This is a genomic window from Gemmatimonas sp., assembly GCF_027531815.1.
GTDB lineage: Bacteria > Gemmatimonadota > Gemmatimonadetes > Gemmatimonadales > Gemmatimonadaceae > Gemmatimonas.
In genome coordinates this window covers 264,517-286,325 of the sequence record NZ_JAPZSK010000001.1, presented here as the reverse complement: position 1 = coordinate 286,325, position 21,809 = coordinate 264,517, and the positions used below count along the sequence as shown (strand labels likewise).

Genomic DNA, 21,809 nt, shown 5'->3' with positions numbered 1-21,809 from the left:
CGCACCCATTCGGTGTGTGACCCCGAGTGGGCTGCAGCAAGTGAGTACCCAGGTGCTCAGCCAGTCGCAGGTGCTGGCCCTGGTAAGCGAACTCGCGACCCCCGAGAGCCGCCCCGCCATCAATGCAGGCACGGGGATCCGTTTCTTCTACCGCTTCAACGACAAGCAGTGGCTCATCCAGCAGGACGAGGATCCTTCACTCACGCGCATCCTCATTCGCCGCTGGGTCGACCGCGACGCCACCGGCACGCCCACCGCGGGCGCGGACGGTACCACGATCCGCAGTCGCGCGACCGACACCCCCTCTGGTCCGTTCACCTCGGAGGACGAGGCGAGGGCGGCGCTCGAGAAGCTGCTCCGCATCCAGGTGTCACGCGGCGCCGCCGATCTGCACCTGCGCGTCGGCGAGCCTCCCATCTTCCGCCTCGGCGGCGATCTGCTGCGCCTCGAGAACCATGTGCCACTGACCAACGAAATGGTCGGCAGCATGATGCGCGCCGTCATGCCCGAGAAGAACCGGGCTGAATTCGACGAACAGTGGGACACCGACTTCGCGCACGAGATCGAGGGGGTCTCGCGTTTCCGCGTGAACGTACTGCGGGACCGGCATGGCACCGCAGCGGTCATCCGGACCATTGCCACCACTACGGTCACCGTGGAGGACATGGGGATCTCCCCCGAGGTGCAGGCGCTCTGTCATCTCACCAAGGGCCTCGTCCTCGTTACCGGCCCCACCGGCTCCGGCAAGTCCACCACGCTCTGCGCGCTGGTCGACTACATCAACCGCACGCGCTCCGATCACATCATCACGATCGAAGACCCCATCGAGTTCGTGCACCAGAGCAAGAAGTGCCTCATCACGCAGCGGCAGGTGGGGGCGCATACCCAGTCGTTCAAGAGTGCGCTGCGCGCCGCACTGCGTGAGGATCCCGACATCATCCTCGTGGGTGAGCTGCGCGACCTCGAAACCATCGCCATCGCACTCGAGACGGCCGAGACAGGACACTTGGTCTTCGGCACGCTGCACACCAGCACCGCCGCCAGCACCATCAACCGCATCGTGGACCAGTTCCCTGCCGACCGGCAGGATCAGATCCGCATCATGCTGGCCGAGTCACTCAAGGGCGTGATTTCGCAGACGCTCTGCAAGAAGGTGGGCGGCGGACGCGTGGCCGCGCGCGAGATCCTGCTGGTGAACAAGGCGGTGAGCACGCTCATTCGCGAGGGGAAGACGGTGCAGATCCCCAACATCATCCAGACCCAGAAGAAGCTGGGCATGGAGACGCTCAACGACGCCCTGCTGGGTCTGGTGAAGAGCAAGACCATTGAGCCCGAGGAAGCGTACGTGAAGGCGGTCGAGAAGAAGGACATGAGCAGCAGGCTGCGTTTGTTGGGCCACAACATCGACGCCGTCGCCGGCGAGGAGTGACGCCGGCGGACGCTGCCGTCAGGCGCCGTCCACGCGTTGTGCGAACCGCTGCCCCTTGAGTTGCGTGGTCTCCACGAAGCGCTTGAGGTCGTCGACCGTGTGGGGAATGGGGAAGATGACCCGGCTGCCGTAGACGCGCCCGATGAGCCGAGTCAGCGCCCACCGGCCGAACGCCACCTGGATGCCCACGTCGAAGCGCTCCATCCAGCTGGTGATGGTGCGCGGCAGATGTTCGATGGCGGCACGCTCCCAAGGCCAGAGCCGCACCTTGGGAACACCAATGCGTGCGGCGCCCTCCTCGCCGCACAATCGGTACACGAACCAGCGTGCCACCTTGAGGCACCAGCCTGCCGTGACCGGCAACGGCAGCACCGCGTGCAGGAAGCGCGCAAGCATGACGAGATGCGACGAGGTGAGCGCATGCCCCGCGGGATTGTCGCGCCGCGCCCGCTCTTGCCAGTTGGGCGTGCTCCAGCTGATCGGCGGGGCATAGTATTCGGCGCGGTAGGCCTCCCAGAATGCGCGCGCCTCCACCAGCGTGCGGGGGAGCCACGCGTCGCTCGTAGGCTCCCCAGGCGGATGAATGCCCTTGAAGAGCGCGAAGACGCGCCAGAGGTGCCAGAACGCTTCGTCGTCGCCCTCGTCGAAGGGCACGCCAAGATCACGAAGGCCGTCCACCACCAGCAGCGAGAAGGCGATGATGGTGGCGAGCATGTCCGCTTGGCTCACGACCTGCTGTGGACCGGCTTCGGTACCCGGGTGATCGTCGGAGTGCGGCCACCCGGCGCGAAAGGCCTCGTAGCCCCCCCACAGCACATAGTCGTCGGACCCGGTCCACGCCTCGAAGGTGCGATCCACCGGCCCGGTGACCGCCGCGCCCATGCGCGGCGCCACGTTCGACCGGACCCCCGCGTGCAACAGCTGCATCTCCTCGGCGGCCACGAGCGCCGGGAACCAGGGCCCCTCGAAGCTGTTGGGGGTGGACACCGTCACCAGCAGCTGCAGTGTCCCGAGCAGCCGGTGATACGGAAGACTCGCCAGTTGCCGCGACAGATTGAGCACCGCTGACGGGCGCGGCGCGGCATAGGCCTCCGGGAGCGACTTGCAGAGCAGCACGATGGTACTGGGCAGCAGGCGCGTCATGAAGGCACGCTGTCCGCGCAGGATCATGGACCGGTTGGCCCACGCCGGGAACTGCGGCTGGTCACACGCGCCACAGAAGTGCAGCGATTCCTGCACGTACGTCGCGAGCGCGGCCAGCGCGCGCGACACGTGCCGCTCGTCGAGCGTGCGAATCTCCGCGAGCGCATCGGCCAACGTGTTGGGGATCGGCTCGGCCGGGAGACCGAGTTCGCGCCGCTGCTGCGCCGCGAGATCCCGGCCCCCCAGCGTCGGGTCGGGATTGATGGCCCCGAAAAACCGATGCACATCGTGGTACGGCAACTTGCCGTCCTCCCGCACGAAGGCGTCAGCGGCCGGTACCCCCTGCGTGGACAGGAAGCGCAGGAACGCCGAGCCGTGTTCCCGCCAGTCGGCCGCCGTGAGCGGTGGGCGGGGAGGGGGCGCGTCGTGGGGTGAGGTCATCGCTGCGGGGCTGAGGGAATGCTACATTATGCGTACCCCCCCCATCCCCGCTTGTCCATGTCTCTCATCCGTATCGCCGGTGCCGGCCCGTCGGGGCTCGCCGCCGCGATCACCTTGGCACGAGGCGGGCGGCGGGTGGAGCTCTACGAGCGTCGGGAGGATTGCGGGGCGCGCTTCGGGGGCGACCTGCAGGGGCTGGAGTCGTTCTCGGGCGACCGCAGCGTGCTCGACGAGTTGCGCGACGCGGGGCTGGAGACGGACTTTGCGCATCGCGGCTTCTCCCGCGGTTTTCAGTTCAACGGAGACCGTGCCGATCTGCACGAGTTTTCGCAACCGGCCTTTTTCGTCGTGCGCCGGGGGACGATGGCCGACAGCATCGACCAGTCGCTCAAGCGTCAGGCGCTGGCGGCGGGGGTGACCTTCCGCTTCGGCGAGGCGCTCGATCCCGGGGCGGCCGACATCATTGCCACCGGGCCGCATCAGCGGCGGCCATACGCCGTCTGCCGTGGCTTCGTGTTCAAGACCGACGCACCGGACCTGGCCGTGGCGCTCCTCAACGATGCCGCCGGCCTCAAGGGGTACAGCTACTTGCTGGTGAGCAACGGCGAGGGGTGCCTGTGCACCTCACTCTGGTCGGATTTCCGCCGCGTGCACCAATGTCTGGCCGAGGCGCGGCGCCTGCTGCTGGACCGCTGGCCGGTGCGAGTGGAGGAGGAACGCCCCGTGGGGGGCTGGGTGCACTTCTCCGGTCGGCCGCGCTGGAGCGATGGCGGGGCACTCATGGTGGGGGAAGCCGCCGGGCTGCAGGACTTCCTCTGGGCGTTCGGGCTGCGGGCGGCGCTGCGGTCGGGTGTGCTGGCCGCCAACAGCATGCTGGCCGGCCACGACTTCGCGGAGGCGGCCGCCGCCCATTTCGGTGGCTTCATCAAGGGCGGCGTCGTCAACCGCTTCCTGTGGGAGGTGGGACGACACGGACGCTATCGCGCCCCCATGGCCGCCCTCCGGTGGCGCGGCGCCGAGCGACTCATGCGGGATTTCTACCGGTACAATCGCCTCCAGCAATTCCTCTATCCGCTCGCCCGTGGTTATGTACGGGTGATGTATCCGTATCTCACCGTCTGACGTTCCCTCGTCCCGCTCCGCTCCGATGCTTCCCGGCACCACCATCGACCATTTCGAGATCACCGAGCGCCTGGGCGCCGGTGGCATGGGCGAAGTGTACCGTGCGCGGGACACGCGGCTAGGCCGCGAGCTGGCCCTCAAGGTGCTGCCGCCGGCGCGCGTGAGCGACGTCGAGGCCACCGAGCGTTTCCTGCGTGAGGCGCGCGCGGCCAGCGCGCTCAATCATCCCAACGTCGTCACGGTGTACGACATCGGCCGCGGGGAGCGCGGGCTGTACATCGCCATGGAGCTGGTGCGCGGGCACACCCTCGCCACGTACCAGGAGCCGCTCGACGTGAGCACGGTGGCGCGCCTGGGCGCCCAGGCGGCGCGGGCGCTGGCGGTCGCGCACGACGCGCGCATCGTGCACCGCGACATCAAGCCCGAGAACCTGATGTTGCGCGACGACGGGTACCTCAAGGTGCTCGACTTCGGGCTGGCACGACTCTTCGAGCGCAGCGGGGCTGTTGATGCCGACGCGTCGCACACGAAGACTGGCGTGATCATGGGCACGCTGCGCTACCTGTCACCGGAGCAGGCATGCGGTGATCCCGTGGCGGCGCCTTCCGACATCTTCGGCCTGGGCGTCGTGCTGTACGAGCTGCTGGTGGCGTCGCACCCGTTCAACCCCCGGGGCAGCTCATCGGCAGGGACGCTGGGCGCGATCATCACCAAGGATCCGGCGCCACTGCAGCAGCTGCGCCCGCAGCTGCCGTCGGCCGTGACCGAGCTGGTGCACCGCATGCTCGCCAAGGAGCCGGCGGCGCGCCCCACGGCGGTCGATGTGGCGCTCGCGCTCGACGCGCTCACCGGCACCGGCGTGGGAAGTGGCGGGCTGACGCTTGCCGTTCGGGAAACCACGGGTGCACCCGCCGTGGCGGCCCCGGGAGGGCCGTCGGCAATCTTCGCCCCATCGTCGTCCGGGGGCGTGTCGGCCGCAGCGGCGACGGCGGCACCGGTCCCACGGCGCAGCACCGGGGTCGGAGCGCGCACCACCGTGGTCGTGGGACGCCGCGGCGATCGGGCCCAATTCATGGACGTCTGGCAGCGGGCCAGTGATGGGCGCGGGGCGCTGCTTGTGGTGAGCGGTGAGCCGGGCGTGGGCAAGACCACGTTCGTGGAGGCCTGCCTGGCCGAAATCGCCGACAGCACCGGGGTAGTCGTGGCGCGGGGGCGCTGCTCGGAACGCCTGGCCGGCACCGAAGCCTTCCTCCCCATCCTCGAGGCCATCGAGTCGGCCATACGCGCCGACCCGTCGGGGGACATCGCCGCGCTGCTGCGCCGCCATGCGCCGACGTGGCACCGCGAGGTGGGGGAAACCGACCCCGCGCTCGTCACCGGGGCCGACGGGGGCGCGCAGGGGCTGCAGGCGGCGTCGCCGGACCGCATGAAGCGCGAGTTGCTCGGGTTCATCGACGCGACGGCGCGCGCACATCCGCTCGCGATCGTGCTCGAGGATCTGCACTGGGCCGACAGCGCCACGGTCGACATGCTCGCCTACCTCGGGTCGCGCGTCGATGACCTGCCACTGCTCGTCGTCACGACGCTCCGCGAATCGGAGATGCGGCTCTCGCGGCACCCGTTCATGGCGTCGCTGCTCGACCTGCAGGCGCGTGGACTCAGTGAGTCCATCGCCCTCGGTCTGCTCGACGCGGACGACGTGCAGGAACTGCTCGACCGACGCTATCCGGGACATCGCTTCCCCCCCACCTTCGCGCGGCTGCTGCACCACAAGACCGATGGCAGCCCGCTGTTTCTCGTGGACCTGCTGCGCTGGCTGGGCTCCCGCGGCGCGATAGCCGACTTCGAGGGCGCGTGGCAGCTCACGCGCGGACTCCCTGAAGTGGAGCGCGATCTGCCGCCCTCGGTGCGCGGCATGATCCAGCGCAAGATCGAACAGCTGGAAGAGAGCGACCGCCGACTGCTGACCGTGGCGAGCGTGCAGGGCTTCCTCTTCGATTCCACCGTGCTGGCCGACGTGCTGGGCATGCAGCAGGCCGATGTGGAGGAACGTCTCACCACCCTCGACAAGGTGTACGCCTTCGTGCGTCCGGTGGAGGAGCACGACCTGCCCGACGGCACATTGTCGGTGCGGCATCGCTTCGTGCACGTGCTCTATCAGAACGCGCTGTACCAGGAGCTTCAGGGGGCACGCCGGGTCCAGTTGGCCACGCAGGTGGCGAGCGCGCTGGAAGCGCGCTACGGCGCGCGTGCCACCGAGGTGGCCGCCGACCTGGCCGTGCTCTGGGAAGCGGCGCGCACGCCCGCCAAGTCGTCGGGGTATTTCGCGGTGGGCGCCATGCGCGCCGGCGAGAAGTTCGCCTACACCGAGTCTGCCGAGCTGGCGTCGCGCGGCCTCGCCCAGATTGCTCTGCTCCCCGACGGCGAGGCGAAGACCACGCTGGAGATCGGCCTGCGGGTGTCGCTGGGCTTCACCAACGTGGTGACGCGCGGCTTCCACGCCCCCGAGACGTTCGAGCAGATGCACCGGGCGCATGAGCTGTCGAAGGCGTCGGGCAACACGCCGCAGCTCATTCCGGTGCTCTGGGGCATGGTGGTGTACCACATCGCCAGCGGGCAGTTCATTCGCGCGTACGAGTACGCCGAACAGATGATCGACATCGCCGATGCCGCCGGAGATGTGATGCTGCAGTCCACGGCGTCGAGCGCCCTGTCGGGGGCCGCGTTTTTCCGCGGACGCCTGCAGCTGTCGCGCGAGTCGCAGGCGCGCGCGGAGGCGCTCACCACCCCGGCCATGCGCGCGGGCATCCAGGCCATCGTGGGCTCCGACCCGCTGCTGCTGAGCCGCTGTCAGGCGGGGCGTGCACACTGGATGGCGGGCGACATCGCGGGGGCGCGGGCGATCTTCGATCGCATGCTGGCCGATGTGCGGGTTTCCAAGGATCCGCGCGAGCGCGCACATGGGGCGCTGCACGTTGCCGAGTTCGAACTCGCCGCCGATCGTCCGGACGAAGCGCTGCGCGTGGCGGCGGAAGCGCTGCACGTGTGCGAGGAGTACGGCGTGGCCTCGGAGCGCCTGTGGACGGCCGCGTATCTCGGACGTGCGCAGATTGCCGTGGGCGAGCTCGACGCCGGCATTGCGACGCTGGAGGCCACGGTGGGCGCGCTCACCATGTTCCGGTGTCTGGCCAGTGTGTCCGAATACCAGGGCTTCCTCGCCGAAGGGTATCTGGAGGCCGGCCGCGTGAGTGATGCCCGGCAGGCGGTGGACGAGGGGCTGGGGAATGCGAGCAGCACCGGCGAGATCGTCTGGATCCCCGAGCTGCATCGCATTCGGGCCCACGTGCTGCGCGCCGAAGGGGCGGAACGCTCGGCCGTGGCGGCCGAGCGGCAGCGCGCGCTGACCGCCGCCGATCAGTTGGGGGCGCACCTCATCGTGCAGCGCGTCACGCGCGACGTGGCCGCCCTGGGCGACTGACGGGAGCACGGCGGTCGTGGTGACCGCCGGCAGCGTGCCGCGCTCAGCGTGCCGCGCTCAGCGTGCCGCGCTCAGCGTGCCGCGGCGATGCACTCCAGTTCCACACGCGCGCCGTTCAGCAACGTGGCCTGCACCGCCGCACGCGCCGGGAACCGGCCGTTGGTGAAGTACGACCGGTAGACCTCGTTCATCGCCGGCCATTCCGTGAGGTCGGCCAGATACGCCGTGCACTTCACGAGCCGGTCCATGCCAAGCCCCGCCGCCGCCAGCGTGCGCTTGATGTTCTCCATCACCTGACGTGTTTCGGGCTGAATGCCGCCGGGCACGAGGGTGAGTCCCGTGCCGGTGGTACCGAGGGTGCCGGAGACGAACACCAGATCCCCGACCCGTACGGCCGGGGAAAAGGGATTGACCGGCGGACCGTCCGGGTGAATGAACACCGGTTCCGGAGCCGGTGTGGGACGGGGCGCGGTGCAGGCGGTCATCACCAGGGCGGTCGCCAGGAGCGCGGTCAGCGTGACGGCGGAGAGCCGACACCGGCTGGGGCGCACGGCGGCGCGAACCGGGCGAGGGGAGAGGCGCGAGATCATCTTCCAAAGTGCGTCCGGCGCGCTGTTTCCGAAACACCCCTCGCGTGACTCTGTGCCGCCCTACACTATTTGGGGAGAACGCCGGGTACGAACACCGGCGACCCCGGCGCACCTTCCCACCCCGCCGGACAGGCACCGATTGGCCCACCCTCGTCCCGGGCCACGAACAGGAGGCGCAGTGCAGGCTGCACAGACGACGGAGTTCGACGCGATTGTCGTGGGCTCCGGCATTTCGGGCGGTTGGGCCGCCAAGGAACTCACCGAAAAGGGGCTCAAGGTCCTGCTGCTCGAGCGTGGGCACAACATCGACCACATCACCGGCTACAAGAACGCCACCAAGGGGCCGTGGGAGTATCCGCATCGCGGCGGGCGCACCAAGCAGATGGAAGCCGACTACCCCGTGCTGCGCCGTGACTATCCCCTGAACGAGAAGAACCTCGACTACTGGGCGAACGACAAGGACAGCCCGTACACCGAGGTGAAGCGTTTCGACTGGTACCGCGGCTACCACCTCGGCGGTCGCTCACTCATGTGGGGACGCCAGAGCTACCGCTGGAGCGACTTCGACTTCGAGGCGAACGCCAAGGAGGGGCTCGCGGTGGACTGGCCCCTCCGCTACCGCGACATCGCGCCGTGGTACTCCTACGTGGAGAAGCACGCGGGCATTCAGGGAACGCGCGAGAACCTGCCGCAGCTCCCCGACAGTGAATTCCTTCCCGGGTTCGCGCTCAACTGCGGCGAGCAGCATGTGGCCGAGCAGATCAAGAAGAGCTACGGCGGCAAGCGTCACCTCATCATTGGTCGCAGCGCCAACCTCACGCAGCCGCTCCCCGGCCGCGGACAGTGCCAGACGCGCGATGCCTGCTGGTTGGGGTGCATTTTCGGCGCGTATTTCAGCACGCAGTCGAGCACGCTGCCGGCCGCGCAGAAGACGGGCAATCTCACGCTCAAGGTGAACAGCATCGTGCACGAGCTCGTGTACGACAAGAACACCAAGAAGGTGAGCGGGGTGCGGGTGGTGGATGCGGTCACGAAGGAAGCCACCGAGTACAAGGCCAAGATCTTCTTCCTCTGCGCGTCGACGCTCAACAGCACCTGGCTGCTCATGCGCTCGGCGCGCGACATCTGGCCCGAGGGGCTTGGCAGCAGCAGCGGCGAGTTGGGGCATAACCTCATGGACCACCACTTCCGCCTCGGCGCGGGCGGTCGGATCGAAGGGTTCGACGACAAGTACTACTACGGCCGTCGTCCCACGGGCTTTTACATCCCGCGCTGGCAGAACCTGTTCGGCGACAAGCGGCCGTACCTGCGCGGCTTCGGCTATCAGGGCAGTGCCAGCCGCGAAGGGTGGGGGCGCGCCGTGGCCGAGCTGGGCATCGGTGGCGACTTCAAGGACGAGATGGCGCAGCCGGGCGAGTGGACCATTGGCGCCACCGCCTTCGGCGAAATGCTCCCCGACCACAGCAACAAGATCAGCATCGACGAGACCAAGACCGACAAGTGGGGGCTGCCCGTGCTCAAGATCGATTGCGAGATCAAGGAGAACGAGCGGCTCATGCGCAAGGACATGACCGTCGAGATGGCGGAGATGCTCGAGAACAGCGGCGTGAAGGACGTGAAGACGTACGACGGTGGCTATGCGCCCGGCATGGGGATTCACGAGATGGGGACGGCCCGCATGGGGCGCGACCCGAAGACGTCGGTGCTGAACGGCAACAACCAGGTGTGGGATGCGCTCAACGTGTTCGTCACCGACGGGTCGTGCATGACGTCGGCCGCGGCGGTGAATCCCTCGCTCACCTACATGGCGTTGACGGCGCGTGCGGCGGAGTTTGCCGTGAACGCGCTCAAGCGCCGCGAACTGTAAGGAGATCGCGCGTATGACCGACTTCGAACGCATGTCCGGGATCGATCGCCGCGAAGCGATCCGACGCGTGAGCGTGCTGCTGGGTGGCGTGGCCTTCGTGGGCGGCAGCCAGCTGCTCACGGCCTGCGCCGGCGACCGCCCGGCTGCCACCGACAGCGCGCAGGCCGGGGCCACAGGACCGGCGCCCATTGGCGAGTTCAGCGTAGCCGACCAGCAGTTTCTCGACGAGGTGGCCGACACCATTCTGCCGTCCACGGCCAAGTCACCGGGAGCCAAGGCCGCGGCGACAGGACCCTTCATGGCGCTCATGGTCACCGACACGTACACGCCGGCCGAGCAGCGGATCTTCCGCGAGGGCATGGCCAAGGTGGAGGAGGCGTGCAAGGCGGCGCACCAGACCGGCTTCATGCAGGCCACGCCGGAGCAGCGTACGGCGGTGCTCACCACGCTCGACCAGGAGCAGCACGCGTTTCAGAAGACGCGCAAGCCCGATGAGCCGCAGCACTACTTCCGCATGATGAAGGAGCTCGCCCTGCTGGGCTTCTTCACCAGCGAGATCGGCTACACGAAGGCGATGCGTTACAAGGAAACGCCAGGGAAGTACGAGCCGTGTCTGCCGTATACCAAGGGGGAGACGAGCTGGGCGTCGCACGCCTGACGGCCTGCGTCGTGGTCTTGCATGATGGGCTCGGGCGGCCGGCGAACTATTCGCCGGCCGCTTTGCTTTCCGCGGGTGCGGGCTCCATGCGCTGCAGCACCGTGGTCACGAGCGCGCGCACGACCTCCGGGCGATTGGGTTGGACATGCTGCCCCGGCATCCAGAGCAGCGACTTGGGCTGCTGCGCCGCGTCGTACAGCGCCTCCACGGCTGCCCGGGGGAGGCGCTCGTCGTTGGTGGCGTTGATCATCGTGAACGGACGCGGGGCAATGCGGGCGGCCCACCGCTCGGGGGTGAGGTAGGGCCCGGAGACGATCACGTCGGCCAGCACACCGGCGAGTGGCGCCAGCAGGTGGGGCATGGACTCGCGCGCGTTGTGCGCCAGCAGGGCACGCGACTGCCCCGCGCCGTGCACGCTCCACACATGGGTGATGCGCGGGTCGAGTGCCGCCGCCACGGTCATGAACGGGGTGCCCAGACTGGCGCCCACCCCGTGCACTTCACGGGCGTCCACCCACGGCTGCTGCAGCAGCCAGTCGAGCGCCAGCTGAATGGCCGGCGGCGTATCGTGCAGCGCCTGACGAATGTCCGGTGCCCACTTGAAGATTTCGAGCCCCTTCATGCGGTGCGGCCCGGTGTACGGGTACGACAGCGCGACCACCACCCGCCCGCGCGTGTCGGGGATGAGGCGCGCCGCATCGCGTCCCGTGGCATGGCCGCCGAGAACAACGACCAGTGGCGCGGCGGAATCGGCCAGCGGCCGCTTCACGAGCATTGGCACGGTAACGCCGCTGGTGGACCGCACGGTCACCGCTTCGATACGATGCCCCTCCTCGACGGTGGCCTCGTCGCGCGTGACCGACGCGACCTCGCCCCGACGGTCGGCGAAGCCGGGCACCGGATCATCAAGCCGCAACGCCCCCAACGTCGTTCCGCCAAGCAGCATCGTTCCAAGAGCTACCATCCCCATCACTCGCACGGATCGCCGCATCCACCTCTCTCCTGATCCCCGTGGTCCAATCTCGCTCATCGACGGTCGCCTCCCATGTAGTGACGAGGCCGGCGCGAAGTTCCACGGGGGCGCCGGATACACCCTTGTCGGGTGGCGACTGCGGCTGGAACTTGCCTGCACTCCGGTTCTTCCCACCCCCTACCGAGCTGCCCGGCCATGTATCACTCCCTCGAAGAATTCCTCTCGCACTGGGCGTTCGAAAGTGGCGACACCCAGAAGCTCATGGACGCGCTCACCGACGCGTCACTCTCGCAACCGATGTATCCGGGTGGGCGTAACCTCGGTCGTTTGGCCTGGCACATCGCGCAGACCATTCCCGAAATGATGAACAAGACGGGGCTCGCTGTGGACGGTGTAGGGGAGCACGAGGAGGTCCCGCCTACGGCCGTGGAGATCGCGCACGGCTACGCGTCGGCGGCGTTGTCACTCGTGGAAGAGATCAAGGCCAAGTGGACGGATCTCACGCTGACCACGACCGACGAGATGTACGGCTTCACCTGGACCAAGGCGATGACGCTCGCGGCGCTGATGAGCCATCAGATCCATCATCGCGGACAGATGACGGTGCTGATGCGTCAGGCCGGGCTGCGCGTGCCGGGAGTCTACGGTCCGGCGAAGGAAGAGTGGGAAGACCTGGGGATGGAGCCGCCACTGATCTAGGGGGGGCGGCGCGCTGCGCCGCGGGAACGGCGTAACGGGTCATGCGTTGCCAGCCGACTGCACGGCGATCACGGCTGGCGCGGTGCAGTCAGGAGGGAACGCTTTACTCCTTAGGCTGTTGCTGTTGCTCGTACGCCCGTACCCAATCCACCTGCAGCTCGCCGGGGAACTTCGTCGTACTGTCGGGGGCACCGAGAAACCGTCCACCCACCGCGAGATTCATGACGAGGTAGAAGGGCTGGTCGAAGGGCGCCGTTCCCCGGCTCTTCTGCGTGCTGTCGGTGCCGCTGTACCAGTCGGTCTGCGTCTGGTACAGTGAGTCGTCCACGAACCACGCAATGCGTTTGGGGCTCCACTCGATGGCATACACGTGCCAGTCGCTGATGCGGCCGTTGTTCGGTAGCGTGTAGTCCATGCCGGTGTGCACGTTGTTCGGCCACTGGCCGCCGTAGTGCAGCGTGCCAAGCACCACCTGCGGGTTCTGGCCGCGTGCTTCCATGACGTCGATTTCGCCGCTCGCGGCCCAGGTGCCGTACGCGTCGCGCAGCGGAAGCAGCCACAGCGCCGGCCACAGCCCCTGTCCTTCGGGGAGGCGCGCCCGGAACTCGATGCGCCCGTACCGCTGGGCGAACAGTTCGCGCCCGTCGTGCGCGCGCGTCTTGAGGCGCGCCGAAGAGAAGGCGCAGCGATCGGTGCGGTCACGCGACGACACGTTGGGCACGGATTCCCGCCGAGCGATGATGCGCAGCGCGCCGTCCCGCACCCGCACGTTGGCAGGCGACGCGGTGTAGCACTGCAGTTCGTCGTTGCCCCAGCCACTCACATACGCGCTACTGTCGGCGTTCCAGAAGCCGTTGCCCTCTTCGGCCACCCACTTGCCGGCATTGAGGATCGTGTCGGTGAACTCGTCGTACCAGGTAAGCGTCCAGCCGGGACGATCGGCATTGCCCATCGACGCCGCGGCGGTGGCCACGGTACCGAAGCGATTGCCACGCGTGTCGCAGGCCGCGACCGCGGCACTCAGCCCCGCGGCAGCAACGCACACCGCCGCGATGCGCAGCAGCGCACCGCGGCGGTGAACCGATCGCCTCTCACGCATTACTTGCGCGCAACCGGCTCGAGCCGCACCACCGGCGTGGGCTTGCCCTGCGCGTCGTCCACCGCGAGGTAGATGAAGCCATCAGGCCCCTGGCGCACATCACGGATGCGGCCGATCCCCCTCACGAGGTTGTCGGCCAGTTCCGCCTTCTGTCCGTCGAGCGTGAGACGCGCCACGCGCATGCCCGCGAGCCCGCCCACGAAAACGCTCCCCTTCCATTCGGGGAACTTGCTGCCGGTGTACACCAGCAGCCCCGATGTGGCGATGGACGGCACCCACACGTGCTTCGCATTCTCCATCCCCGGCGCCATGGTGCTGGCGTGAATCGCCTTGCCGGGACCGTAGTTCACGCCAAAGCCCACCACGGGCCACCCGTAGTTCTTGCCGGGCTCCACCAGGTTCAACTCGTCGCCGCCCTGCGGACCGTGCTCCACTTCCCACAGATCGCCGGTGACCGGGTGCACCAGCAGCCCCTGCGGATTGCGATGCCCGTAGCTCCAGATCTCCGGCTTCGCGCCGGCCTGCTTGGCGAACGGATTGTCCGTCGGCACACTGCCGTCGAGGTTGAGTCGGATGATCTTGCCGTGGTGATTGGACAGGTCCTGCGCGGGGTGCTTCGCCAGATCGCCCTCGGGCGCGATCTGCCGGTCGCCCACGCTGATGAACAGGTGCCCCGACTTGTCGAAGGTGATGCGTGAACCGAAGTGTCCCGGTCGCCCCTTCGATTCGGCAATGAAGATGTCCTTGCCGCCCACCAGCGCATCGTTCTCGAAGCGCGCCAGATGCAGCGCCGTGGTCGAGCCACCGGGCATCTGCTTGGAGTAGGTGAGGTAGAGGAGCCGGTTGCTGGCGAACTGCGGGTGCAGCGCCACGTCGAGCAGGCCGCCCTGGCCAGCCGCCACCACGGCGGGCACGCCGGCCACCGGCGTGACCACAAGGGCGCCACCGCGCACGATGCGCAGCCGCCCGCCCCGCTCCGTCACCAGCATGTCCCCGTTGGGGAGAAACGCCATGCCCCACGGGTTCACGAGCCCATCGACGACCTTCACCACGCGGTAGTCGTGGGCCGACGACCGGTAGACCTGCCCCTGCGCATCGGCGGCGCTGGCGGCAGCAACCAGGGGAAGCAGAACCGCGGCGCTGCGCCGCAGGATGAAACCACGCATAGGAGCTCCCAGAGTGCGCTGAGGTGAGAAATGCACACTCAAAGCTATCGTGCCGGAGCGCAAACGGCTCATCCGGCAGCAAAGGCCCGCAGCACCCGCACCGTGTTGAGGTGCACCGCCACCGTATCGTGCACGTCACGGCCGTAGCCGCCACTCATGGTCGTGCACACGGGAATTCCCACCTCGCGGCAGCTGCCGATCACGTAGCGGTCGCGACTCATGAGCCCGTCGAAGGTGAGGCGGAGCCGACCCAGCCGGTCTCCTTCGTGCGGGTCGGCACCACTCAGGTACACCACGAGGTCGGGGCGTGCCGCGCGCAGCACCTCGGGCAGATGCCGCTGCAGCAGGTCGAGGTACTCGTCATCACCGGTGCCGTCGGCCAGCTCGACATCGCGGGTACCGGGCACCTTGTGAAAGGGGAAGTTCTTGGCGCCGTGCATGCTGAACGTGTACACGTCGGAGTCGCCGGCAAAGCAGCCGTGCGTGCCGTTTCCCTGGTGCACGTCGAGGTCGACGATGGCCACGCGGCGCACCATGCCCATCGCCTGCAGGCGGCGCACCGCCACCGCCACGTCATTGAAGGTGCAGAAGCCCTCGCCACGATCGGGGAAGGCGTGATGCGTGCCCCCGGCCAGGTTCATGGCCACGCCATGCCGCAGCGCCGATTCCGTGGCTTCGATGGTGCCCTGCACCACACGAAAGGCCCGCTCCACGAACGCCTCGCTCCACGGCAGCCCGATGCGCCGCTGCTCGGCGTAGGGCAACGTGCCGTGCCGAATGTGGTCCACGTACTGCGGCGTGTGCACGCGCAGGAGGTCGTCGAGCGCGGCCGGCGCCGGGTCGTGCAGGCGCTCCGGCGGCACCAGCCCCTCGCGCAGCACCCCCTCGCGCAGCAGCGCGTACTTGGCCATGGGGAAGCGGTGGCCTTCGGGAAGCTCGATGGCGTAGCGGGACGACGACCAGAGGTGCAGCATGACGCAAGGTAATTCGTGGGCACCGGGCGCCGGGAACTACAGCCGGGGGGGCTCCCGTCTGCCATCGGCGGTTCAGCCCACGCCAGCGCTCACATCACCCGCGGAACAGCGGCCACATCGCCGCTGTGCACACCGTGCCCAGCGCCGTCATGACGGTGCGCACCCGCCCATTCCACGACGGCAGCAGCCCGGCTCGTGATGCCTGGACATCCCACACCAGCTGGCCGGCCGACGACAGCAGCAGCAGCCCCACCGCCACCTGCGGTGCGGTGCGCGGCACCAGCGCGAACATCCCCAACACCGACGGCACCGCCGACAGCACCAGGCGCAGCAGATCGGGGCGTTCCGGCGCCCGCACCAGTTCCGCGCCCCACCGTGCCCCGCCGAGAAACGTGAGGGTGAGCGCCGAATAGACCAGGAACACCGTCTTGGCGGATTCGGCGTAGGCCGGCACCCCGTAGGCGAGCACAAGACAGGTGAGAAACGGCAGCAGCCCGGATAGGCTGATCAACCAGATCGCGCGTGAAGGCATGGCAAAACCATGGCGTACTCGGGGACCGCGCGGTAGTCTCTCGGCCATGCCTTCCACCGCCACCCGCCTGTCCGTCTTCACGGAATCCGTCATTCGCGGCACCACCCGCCTCGCGAACCAGTACGGCGCCATCAACCTCTCGCAGGGGTTCCCCGATTTCGATCCCCCCGAGGTGCTGCTGGAGGGGCTCGAGCGCGCCACGCGCGGCCCCTTTCACCAGTATGCCGTCACCTGGGGCGCCCCGCGGTTCCGGCAGGCGCTGGCGAAGAAGATCCAGCACTTCTCCGGCCTCGAGGTGGACCCCGACCAGCATCTGGTCGTGACGTGCGGCAGCACCGAAGCGATGATGGTGGCCATGATGACGGCCTGCAATCCGGGGGACAAGGTCATCGTCTTCTCGCCGTTCTACGAGAACTACGCCGCCGACGCCATTCTCTCGGGGGCGGAGCCGATTTACGTGCCGCTGCATCCGCCCGGCTTCGGCTTCGACGAGGACGATCTCAAGCGGGCGTTTGCGCAGCACCCGAAGGCGATCGTCATCTGCAATCCCTCGAATCCGAGCGGCAAGGTGTTCACGCGCGAGGAGCTGCTCACCATTCTGCGCTACGCCGAGCAGTACGATACCTGGATCATCTCCGACGAGCCGTACGAGCACATCATCTACGCGCCGCACGAGCACGTGTACGTCAACACGCTGCCGGGCGCCTTCGAGCGCACGATCACGGTGAACTCGCTGTCGAAGACGTACTCCATCACCGGGTGGCGTCTGGGGTACGTGCACGCGCCGGCGCACGTGATCAATCAGGCGAAGAAGGTGCACGACTTCCTCACGGTGGGCGCGGCCGCGCCGCTCATGGAAGCCGCCGTGGGCGCGCTCGAACTGCCGCCGTCGTACTACGAGGGGCTCACCACGCTGTACACGGCCAAGCGCGAACTCTTCCTCGACATTCTGCGCACCACCGGGCTACCCTTCACGGAACCGCAGGGCGCGTACTACGTGATGGTGGACATCAGTGCGCTCGGCTTTGCCGACGATACGGCCGCCAGCGAGTGGCTGATCAAGGACGTCGGGGTGGCCGGCGTGCCCGGGTCAAGCTTCTTCCGCGAACCGGTGAAGCATCTCATTCGCTTCCACTTCGCCAAGCGCGAGGAAACGCTGCGCGCCGCCGGCGAGCGACTCGGCTCCCTCGCCGTGCGCGCGAACGCGGGACGCTGACATGGCGTTGGCGGCGCGCCTGCCGGACGATGAGACAGTGCGGCGCTTCGTGCACGCCGCCGGTGCGCGATGCGCTCAGCTGGTGATGGGTGCGACGGTCAGGTGGCGCTGTCTTCGGGGTGGAGCCTCCACGCGGGGTGCGGCACGCAGGCATATGCGTTGCCCGGCAGGCCGGTGAAACGGCACCGACGGCCAACGCGGACCACCACGCCGGCTTACGGAACCGGCGCCGGACGCGTCGGACCGGCCACCGGCCCCGGCTCCACCGGGGCCGTGGCCGAGTAGTAGAGCGCCACGAAGACGAACGCCATGAAGGCGATCATGAGATAGCGGGCGAATCGCATGCCGGAAGTATGGCGTCTCGCGCACGCAACCAGAACCGTGGGACCGGGGCGGGGATCTCGAAGGCCAGGATCCGATCGTCGGCGGCTGCGGCCAGCGCGGTGCCGTGCGCGGATCAGGGTGGCGAACCGAGCGACAGCGGCGTGCCATCCAGTCGTTCCAGCGGCTTCACCCCCAGCAGCCGCGCCAGCGTCGGGGCGATATCGACCGTGCGCACGAACTGGCGCTGCGTGCCAGGCGTGACCCCCGCGCCGGCAAGGATGAGCGGTACGCGCGAGTCGTAGTCGTGGGGCGACCCGTGCGAGGCAATGTTGCCTCCCCAGGTGCTGAGCGGATCGAGTGTGATCACCGCCTCCACGTTGGAGGTGGCGGGAAACTGATGGGCCCAGCGCCGCGCAATGACGTCGGTTGCCGTGTCGGCGAGCAGCGCCGGAAAGCGGTCTACGCGGGCCACACCCGGCACGGTGCGCAGCTGCTCCACGAAGAACTGCATTGCCACCTCGAAGTCGGCCTGCCGACGGAACGCGCGACGATCGCCCAGCAGGATGTTCATGTCGATGTCGATGGCGAAGGTGTCCACCTTCATCTCACGCAGCTTGGCGCGCAGGGCGGGCACCACCGGCGCCAGCGATACGCGACGCGGTGGCGGTTGCACGCTGTTGGGCGCCAGTTCGGGAATCGTGCCCACGCCGTGGTCGCTCGTAAGCACCACGGTGACCGTGGACGAATCCCGCAGCTGGTACAAGGAATCGAGGAAGGTGCCGATGGCGCGGTCGACGCGCAGCACCTGATCGTGCATCTCCCGCGAATCGGGGCCGAAGTTGTGGCCGATCACGTCGGTGGCAGAGAGGGAGAGCGCCAGCAGATCGGTGTGGGCGCCGGCACCGAGTTGCAGTGACGCCACCCCGTGCAACGCGAACGCCAGCACCATGTCATCCATGAACGGGGTGATGCGGATGTTCGCCCCGGCATCGATCACATCGTCGGTCAGCTGGTGCGGAAACAGGAAGCCGCGCCCGCCCATCTCGATGGGCACGCTGTCTCGCTCCACATAGGCGCTGTCGGGGAGCAGCAGCGACCACGACTTACCCGCAAAACCGGCCACCATCTGGCGCTCGTTGAAGGCGGTGACCCACGTCGGCAGATCCTTGCGGTAGTAGCTGCTGGTGAGGAAGCGCCCGTCGATCGAGTACCAGTACACATCGGACTTCGCGCGGCCCATCGGCAGAATGGCCCCCCGGTCCTTCATCGACACCGACAGGGTGCGGGTCCGCCGCTCGGCCGCCGTCATCCAGTCGACGAGGGTCGTGCCCTGAAAGCGCGTGGGTGACGCGCCGGGGCCGTACCCGCCCGCCACCAGCGGGGCGGACTCGTCGTCTACCCCGATCGAGTTCATCATGATGCCGGTGGACCGCGGGAACCGTCCGGAGAGCAGCGTGGCGTGCCCCGGCGCCGTTTCCGTGATCGCGTGATCGTGGTGGGCATCGGTGAAGTGCATGCCACCACGCGCCAGACGGGCAATGCCGCCCTGCAGCTGGCTGCCGTACCGGGTGAGGTAATCCGCCCGGAACTGGTCAATGGTGATGAGGACGACCAGCCGGGGTTTCGGCTGCGTGCCCGACGCCGCGCGCGCCCGCTCGGCCCCGGACGGCATCGTCGTGGCCACCGACCCCGGGGAAGCGGCGGCGCCTGCGACGCAGGCCAGCGTCACGATCAGCGGCAATCCCAGTATGGAACGCTTCATGCGGCGAATGTATGGCGCGATGGCCCGTGGCGCACGATTATGGGCGTCGGGGCACCGCTCCGTGAGTTGGCGCGGCGGCCCACGCCTCCGGGTCCTACCCTTGGGCCGACCAATCGGCTCGTGTCGCCTTTGTCCCCATGATCGACTTGCATTCCTCACGGAGTTCGTGGCAATGACCGGGTGGCGCAACACACCGGCCACGCGCGTCATCGTCCGCTGCCTCGTGTACTACCTCGCGCTCATCGGCGGGACGGCACTCGCGGTTCACCGATGGGCGAACCGGCTGCCGCCGTCGCTGGAAGCACTCATGGGCCTCGGCACCGAGACGGGACCCGGTGGCGCCACCTCGCTGCAGGATCTGGTGGCCGCCGGCCCCGCGAGTGGGCTCGACGAGGCCACGCTGGCGCTCACCGTGGGGGTGGCCATGATCGCGGCGGCGCTGCTGTCACTGCCGGTGGCGTGGGTGTATCTGCTCACGCGCGCCAAGCGTGGCTACCAGCAGTCGGTCGTGCAACTCCTGGTCATCCTGCCCACGGTGGTCGCCGGAATCGTGCTGCTGGTCAAGTACTCGCTGGCGCTCGCCTTTTCGCTGGCGGGCATTGTGGCCGCCGTGCGCTTCCGCAACTCGCTCGACGACTCGAAGGACGCCGTCTACGTCTTTCTGGCTACGGCCATTGGTCTGTCGTCGGCGGTCAATCTCCCCGTGGCAGCAGTACTCAGTCTCACCTTCAACCTGCTGGCCTTCGCCCTCTGGTACACCGACTTCGGCAGCGCGCCGGCCGAACTCGACGGGCGTTTGGCCGAGCGCAAGCTGCAGCGCGCCAAGCAGATGGCGCGCACCGGCACGTTCGTGGCGCGCATGGACGACGAGGTGCTCAAGAACATGACGACGGAGCAGCTCGAAGGGCTGGCCGAACGCGCCTGGCGGCGCGCGAAGGCCAACAACATGACCACCGAGATGCCGGTGCTGGTCGAAGAGCGCACATTGCGCCTGTCCACGAGCAACGCCAACGGACTGCGGGGCGTCCTCGAGCCGCGGCTCTCGGAGTTCACCAAGACCTGGCGATTCGGGGGCATGCAGATCGGTGAGGAGACCACGGTGATCGAGTATCGCGTGCAATTGCGCAAGAAGACGGGTCCCGATGAACTGCTGTCGCTGGTGCGTGCCGCCGGCGCTTCCGAGCTGACCGCTGCCGAAATCGAGTGAGGGTGCCATGCTGATATCGCGCCTGTACCGCTGGCCATGGCCCCGATGCCGGGCTGCTGGGGCGCTCCTGCTGCTGCCGCTGGTGGCCACGGCGCAGGGCAAGAAGGACACGGAGAAGGCACCGAAGGCCCCGCAGGCACCAGGGGCCGATACGGCCGCACGCAAAGTGCCCAATCCGCGCCTCTTCCGCAGTGAGCTCCCTTTCGACATCACGCTCACCCTCAACATGAAGCAGATCCGGCGCGACAAGCAGCCGAACGCGCCGTGGCGCTGGGCGCGCCTCAGCTACACCGATGCTGCCGGCAAGCAGGTGGCCGTGCCGGTGCGTGCCAAGACGCGGGGTGTCTGGCGACTCAAGCACTGCGATTTCCCGCCGCTGCGGCTCAAGTTCGGCGACAAGACGGCGGATGGCACCGAGTTCGCCAATCTGGAGGAACCGAAGATGGTGGGCTTCTGCCGCAACACCACGCAGTACGAGCAGTACAACCTGCACGAGGCCCAGCTGTATCGCATTTACCGGCATGTCACCGACCTGTCGCACAAGATCCGCGTGCTGCGCATCGCCTACGCCGACAGTGCCACCGGACAGGTCGAGACGACACGGTACGGTTTCATCATCGAGGATCCCGCCCAGCTGGCCGCGCGCAGCGGCGGCAAGATTCTCGATCGGAAGGGCGCCACCGCCGAAGACCTCGATCCGGCGCACACGGCCATGGTGTACACCTACCTGTACCTCATCGCGAACACCGACGTGTCGTTCAACGGCCTGCACAATGGGGAGATCGTGTCGTTGCCCGATGGCCGGTACGCGCCCGTGGCGTACGACTTCGACTTCTCCGGCATTATCAACGCCCACTACGCGGGAACCGATCCCTCACTGCCCATCAGGAGCGTGCGTACGCGCCTCTTTCGTGGCTGGTGTGCGCACGACGTGGCGTATCCGGCCGTCTACGAGACCTTCCGGGCGAAGCGCCCGGCCATCGAGGCGCTGTACGCCGACACCATCGGCAAGCTCATGACACCCGGGACGGTGAAGAGTGCGCTCGGGTACATCGCCGAATTCTACCAGGACATTCGGACGCCGGAATCGGCACGAAAGGCGCTGCTGGGCGACTGCGTGAAGTAGCCG

18 protein-coding genes are annotated in these 21,809 nt (G+C 68.0%); 9 read left to right on the top strand and 9 right to left on the bottom strand.

The genetic code is table 11. The features are described 5' to 3' along the window. Positions 1-16 precede the first annotated feature (16 nt). On the top strand, positions 17-1,429 hold the full coding sequence (locus tag O9271_RS01195; RefSeq protein WP_298265383.1) for a PilT/PilU family type 4a pilus ATPase: 1,413 nt from the start codon (positions 17-19) through the stop codon (positions 1,427-1,429). Between the two features lie 18 nt (positions 1,430-1,447). On the opposite strand, the gene O9271_RS01190 is transcribed toward O9271_RS01195, so the two are convergent. Then, a complete protein-coding gene (locus O9271_RS01190; protein ID WP_298265381.1) occupies positions 1,448-3,013 on the bottom strand; it encodes an oxygenase MpaB family protein in 1,566 nt (521 codons plus the stop codon). Between the two features lie 57 nt (positions 3,014-3,070). Here O9271_RS01190 and O9271_RS01185 point away from each other — a divergent pair, with 57 nt between their 5' ends. Continuing rightward, entirely contained in the window at positions 3,071-4,135 is a 1,065-nt protein-coding gene (locus tag O9271_RS01185; RefSeq protein WP_298265379.1) for an NAD(P)-binding protein, read from the top strand. 25 nt (positions 4,136-4,160) lie between these two features. Further along, the gene (locus tag O9271_RS01180; protein ID WP_298265377.1) at positions 4,161-7,613 is read left to right on the top strand and encodes a protein kinase; all 3,453 of its coding nucleotides are present in this window, start codon (positions 4,161-4,163) and stop codon (positions 7,611-7,613) included. A 71-nt stretch (positions 7,614-7,684) separates the two neighbouring features. Here O9271_RS01180 and O9271_RS01175 read toward each other — a convergent pair whose 3' ends face one another. Then, entirely contained in the window at positions 7,685-8,203 is a 519-nt protein-coding gene (locus tag O9271_RS01175; RefSeq protein WP_298265375.1) for a RidA family protein, read from the bottom strand. Between the two features lie 178 nt (positions 8,204-8,381). Here O9271_RS01175 and O9271_RS01170 point away from each other — a divergent pair, with 178 nt between their 5' ends. Next, a complete protein-coding gene (locus O9271_RS01170) occupies positions 8,382-10,070 on the top strand; it encodes a GMC family oxidoreductase (RefSeq protein WP_298265372.1) in 1,689 nt (562 codons plus the stop codon). Between the two features lie 13 nt (positions 10,071-10,083). Beyond that, a complete protein-coding gene (locus O9271_RS01165; protein WP_298265370.1) occupies positions 10,084-10,728 on the top strand; it encodes a gluconate 2-dehydrogenase subunit 3 family protein in 645 nt (214 codons plus the stop codon). A 46-nt stretch (positions 10,729-10,774) separates the two neighbouring features. On the opposite strand, the gene O9271_RS01160 is transcribed toward O9271_RS01165, so the two are convergent. Then, positions 10,775-11,692, bottom strand: coding sequence for a hypothetical protein (locus O9271_RS01160; RefSeq protein ID WP_298265368.1), 918 nt, complete (start codon positions 11,690-11,692; stop codon positions 10,775-10,777). Between the two features lie 204 nt (positions 11,693-11,896). Here O9271_RS01160 and O9271_RS01155 point away from each other — a divergent pair, with 204 nt between their 5' ends. After that, on the top strand, positions 11,897-12,400 hold the full coding sequence (locus tag O9271_RS01155; protein WP_298265365.1) for a DinB family protein: 504 nt from the start codon (positions 11,897-11,899) through the stop codon (positions 12,398-12,400). A gap of 103 nt (positions 12,401-12,503) precedes the next feature. Here O9271_RS01155 and O9271_RS01150 read toward each other — a convergent pair whose 3' ends face one another. The 4 genes from O9271_RS01150 to O9271_RS01135 form a co-directional block, all read right to left on the bottom strand. Then, positions 12,504-13,499 (bottom strand): glycoside hydrolase family 16 protein, encoded by a 996-nt coding sequence (locus tag O9271_RS01150; RefSeq protein ID WP_298265363.1) that lies wholly within the window; start codon positions 13,497-13,499, stop codon positions 12,504-12,506. Beyond that, a complete protein-coding gene (locus O9271_RS01145; RefSeq protein ID WP_298265361.1) occupies positions 13,499-14,665 on the bottom strand; it encodes a PQQ-dependent sugar dehydrogenase in 1,167 nt (388 codons plus the stop codon). The genes O9271_RS01150 and O9271_RS01145 overlap by 1 nt, the downstream gene beginning before the upstream one ends. A 68-nt stretch (positions 14,666-14,733) precedes the next feature. Beyond that, positions 14,734-15,639, bottom strand: coding sequence for a histone deacetylase (locus O9271_RS01140; RefSeq protein WP_298265359.1), 906 nt, complete (start codon positions 15,637-15,639; stop codon positions 14,734-14,736). Positions 15,640-15,733: 94 nt separating this feature from the next. Beyond that, positions 15,734-16,171 carry a DUF3429 domain-containing protein gene (locus tag O9271_RS01135; protein ID WP_298265357.1) on the bottom strand — a complete coding sequence of 146 codons (438 nt, stop codon included), beginning with the start codon at positions 16,169-16,171 and terminating at the stop codon, positions 15,734-15,736. Between the two features lie 46 nt (positions 16,172-16,217). Here O9271_RS01135 and O9271_RS01130 point away from each other — a divergent pair, with 46 nt between their 5' ends. Further along, the gene (locus O9271_RS01130; protein WP_298265355.1) at positions 16,218-17,387 is read left to right on the top strand and encodes an aminotransferase class I/II-fold pyridoxal phosphate-dependent enzyme; all 1,170 of its coding nucleotides are present in this window, start codon (positions 16,218-16,220) and stop codon (positions 17,385-17,387) included. 215 nt (positions 17,388-17,602) lie between these two features. On the opposite strand, the gene O9271_RS01125 is transcribed toward O9271_RS01130, so the two are convergent. Together O9271_RS01125 and O9271_RS01120 are read right to left on the bottom strand one after the other, a co-directional pair. After that, positions 17,603-17,731, bottom strand: coding sequence for a hypothetical protein (locus tag O9271_RS01125; RefSeq protein WP_298265353.1), 129 nt, complete (start codon positions 17,729-17,731; stop codon positions 17,603-17,605). Between the two features lie 113 nt (positions 17,732-17,844). Next, entirely contained in the window at positions 17,845-19,473 is a 1,629-nt protein-coding gene (locus O9271_RS01120) for an alkaline phosphatase family protein (protein WP_298265351.1), read from the bottom strand. Between the two features lie 172 nt (positions 19,474-19,645). On the opposite strand from O9271_RS01120, the gene O9271_RS01115 reads away from it, so the two are divergent. After that, the gene (locus tag O9271_RS01115; protein WP_298265349.1) at positions 19,646-20,680 is read left to right on the top strand and encodes a DUF4956 domain-containing protein; all 1,035 of its coding nucleotides are present in this window, start codon (positions 19,646-19,648) and stop codon (positions 20,678-20,680) included. Positions 20,681-20,687: 7 nt separating this feature from the next. Continuing rightward, the gene (locus O9271_RS01110; RefSeq protein ID WP_298265347.1) at positions 20,688-21,806 is read left to right on the top strand and encodes a hypothetical protein; all 1,119 of its coding nucleotides are present in this window, start codon (positions 20,688-20,690) and stop codon (positions 21,804-21,806) included. Positions 21,807-21,809: the final 3 nt, after the last annotated feature.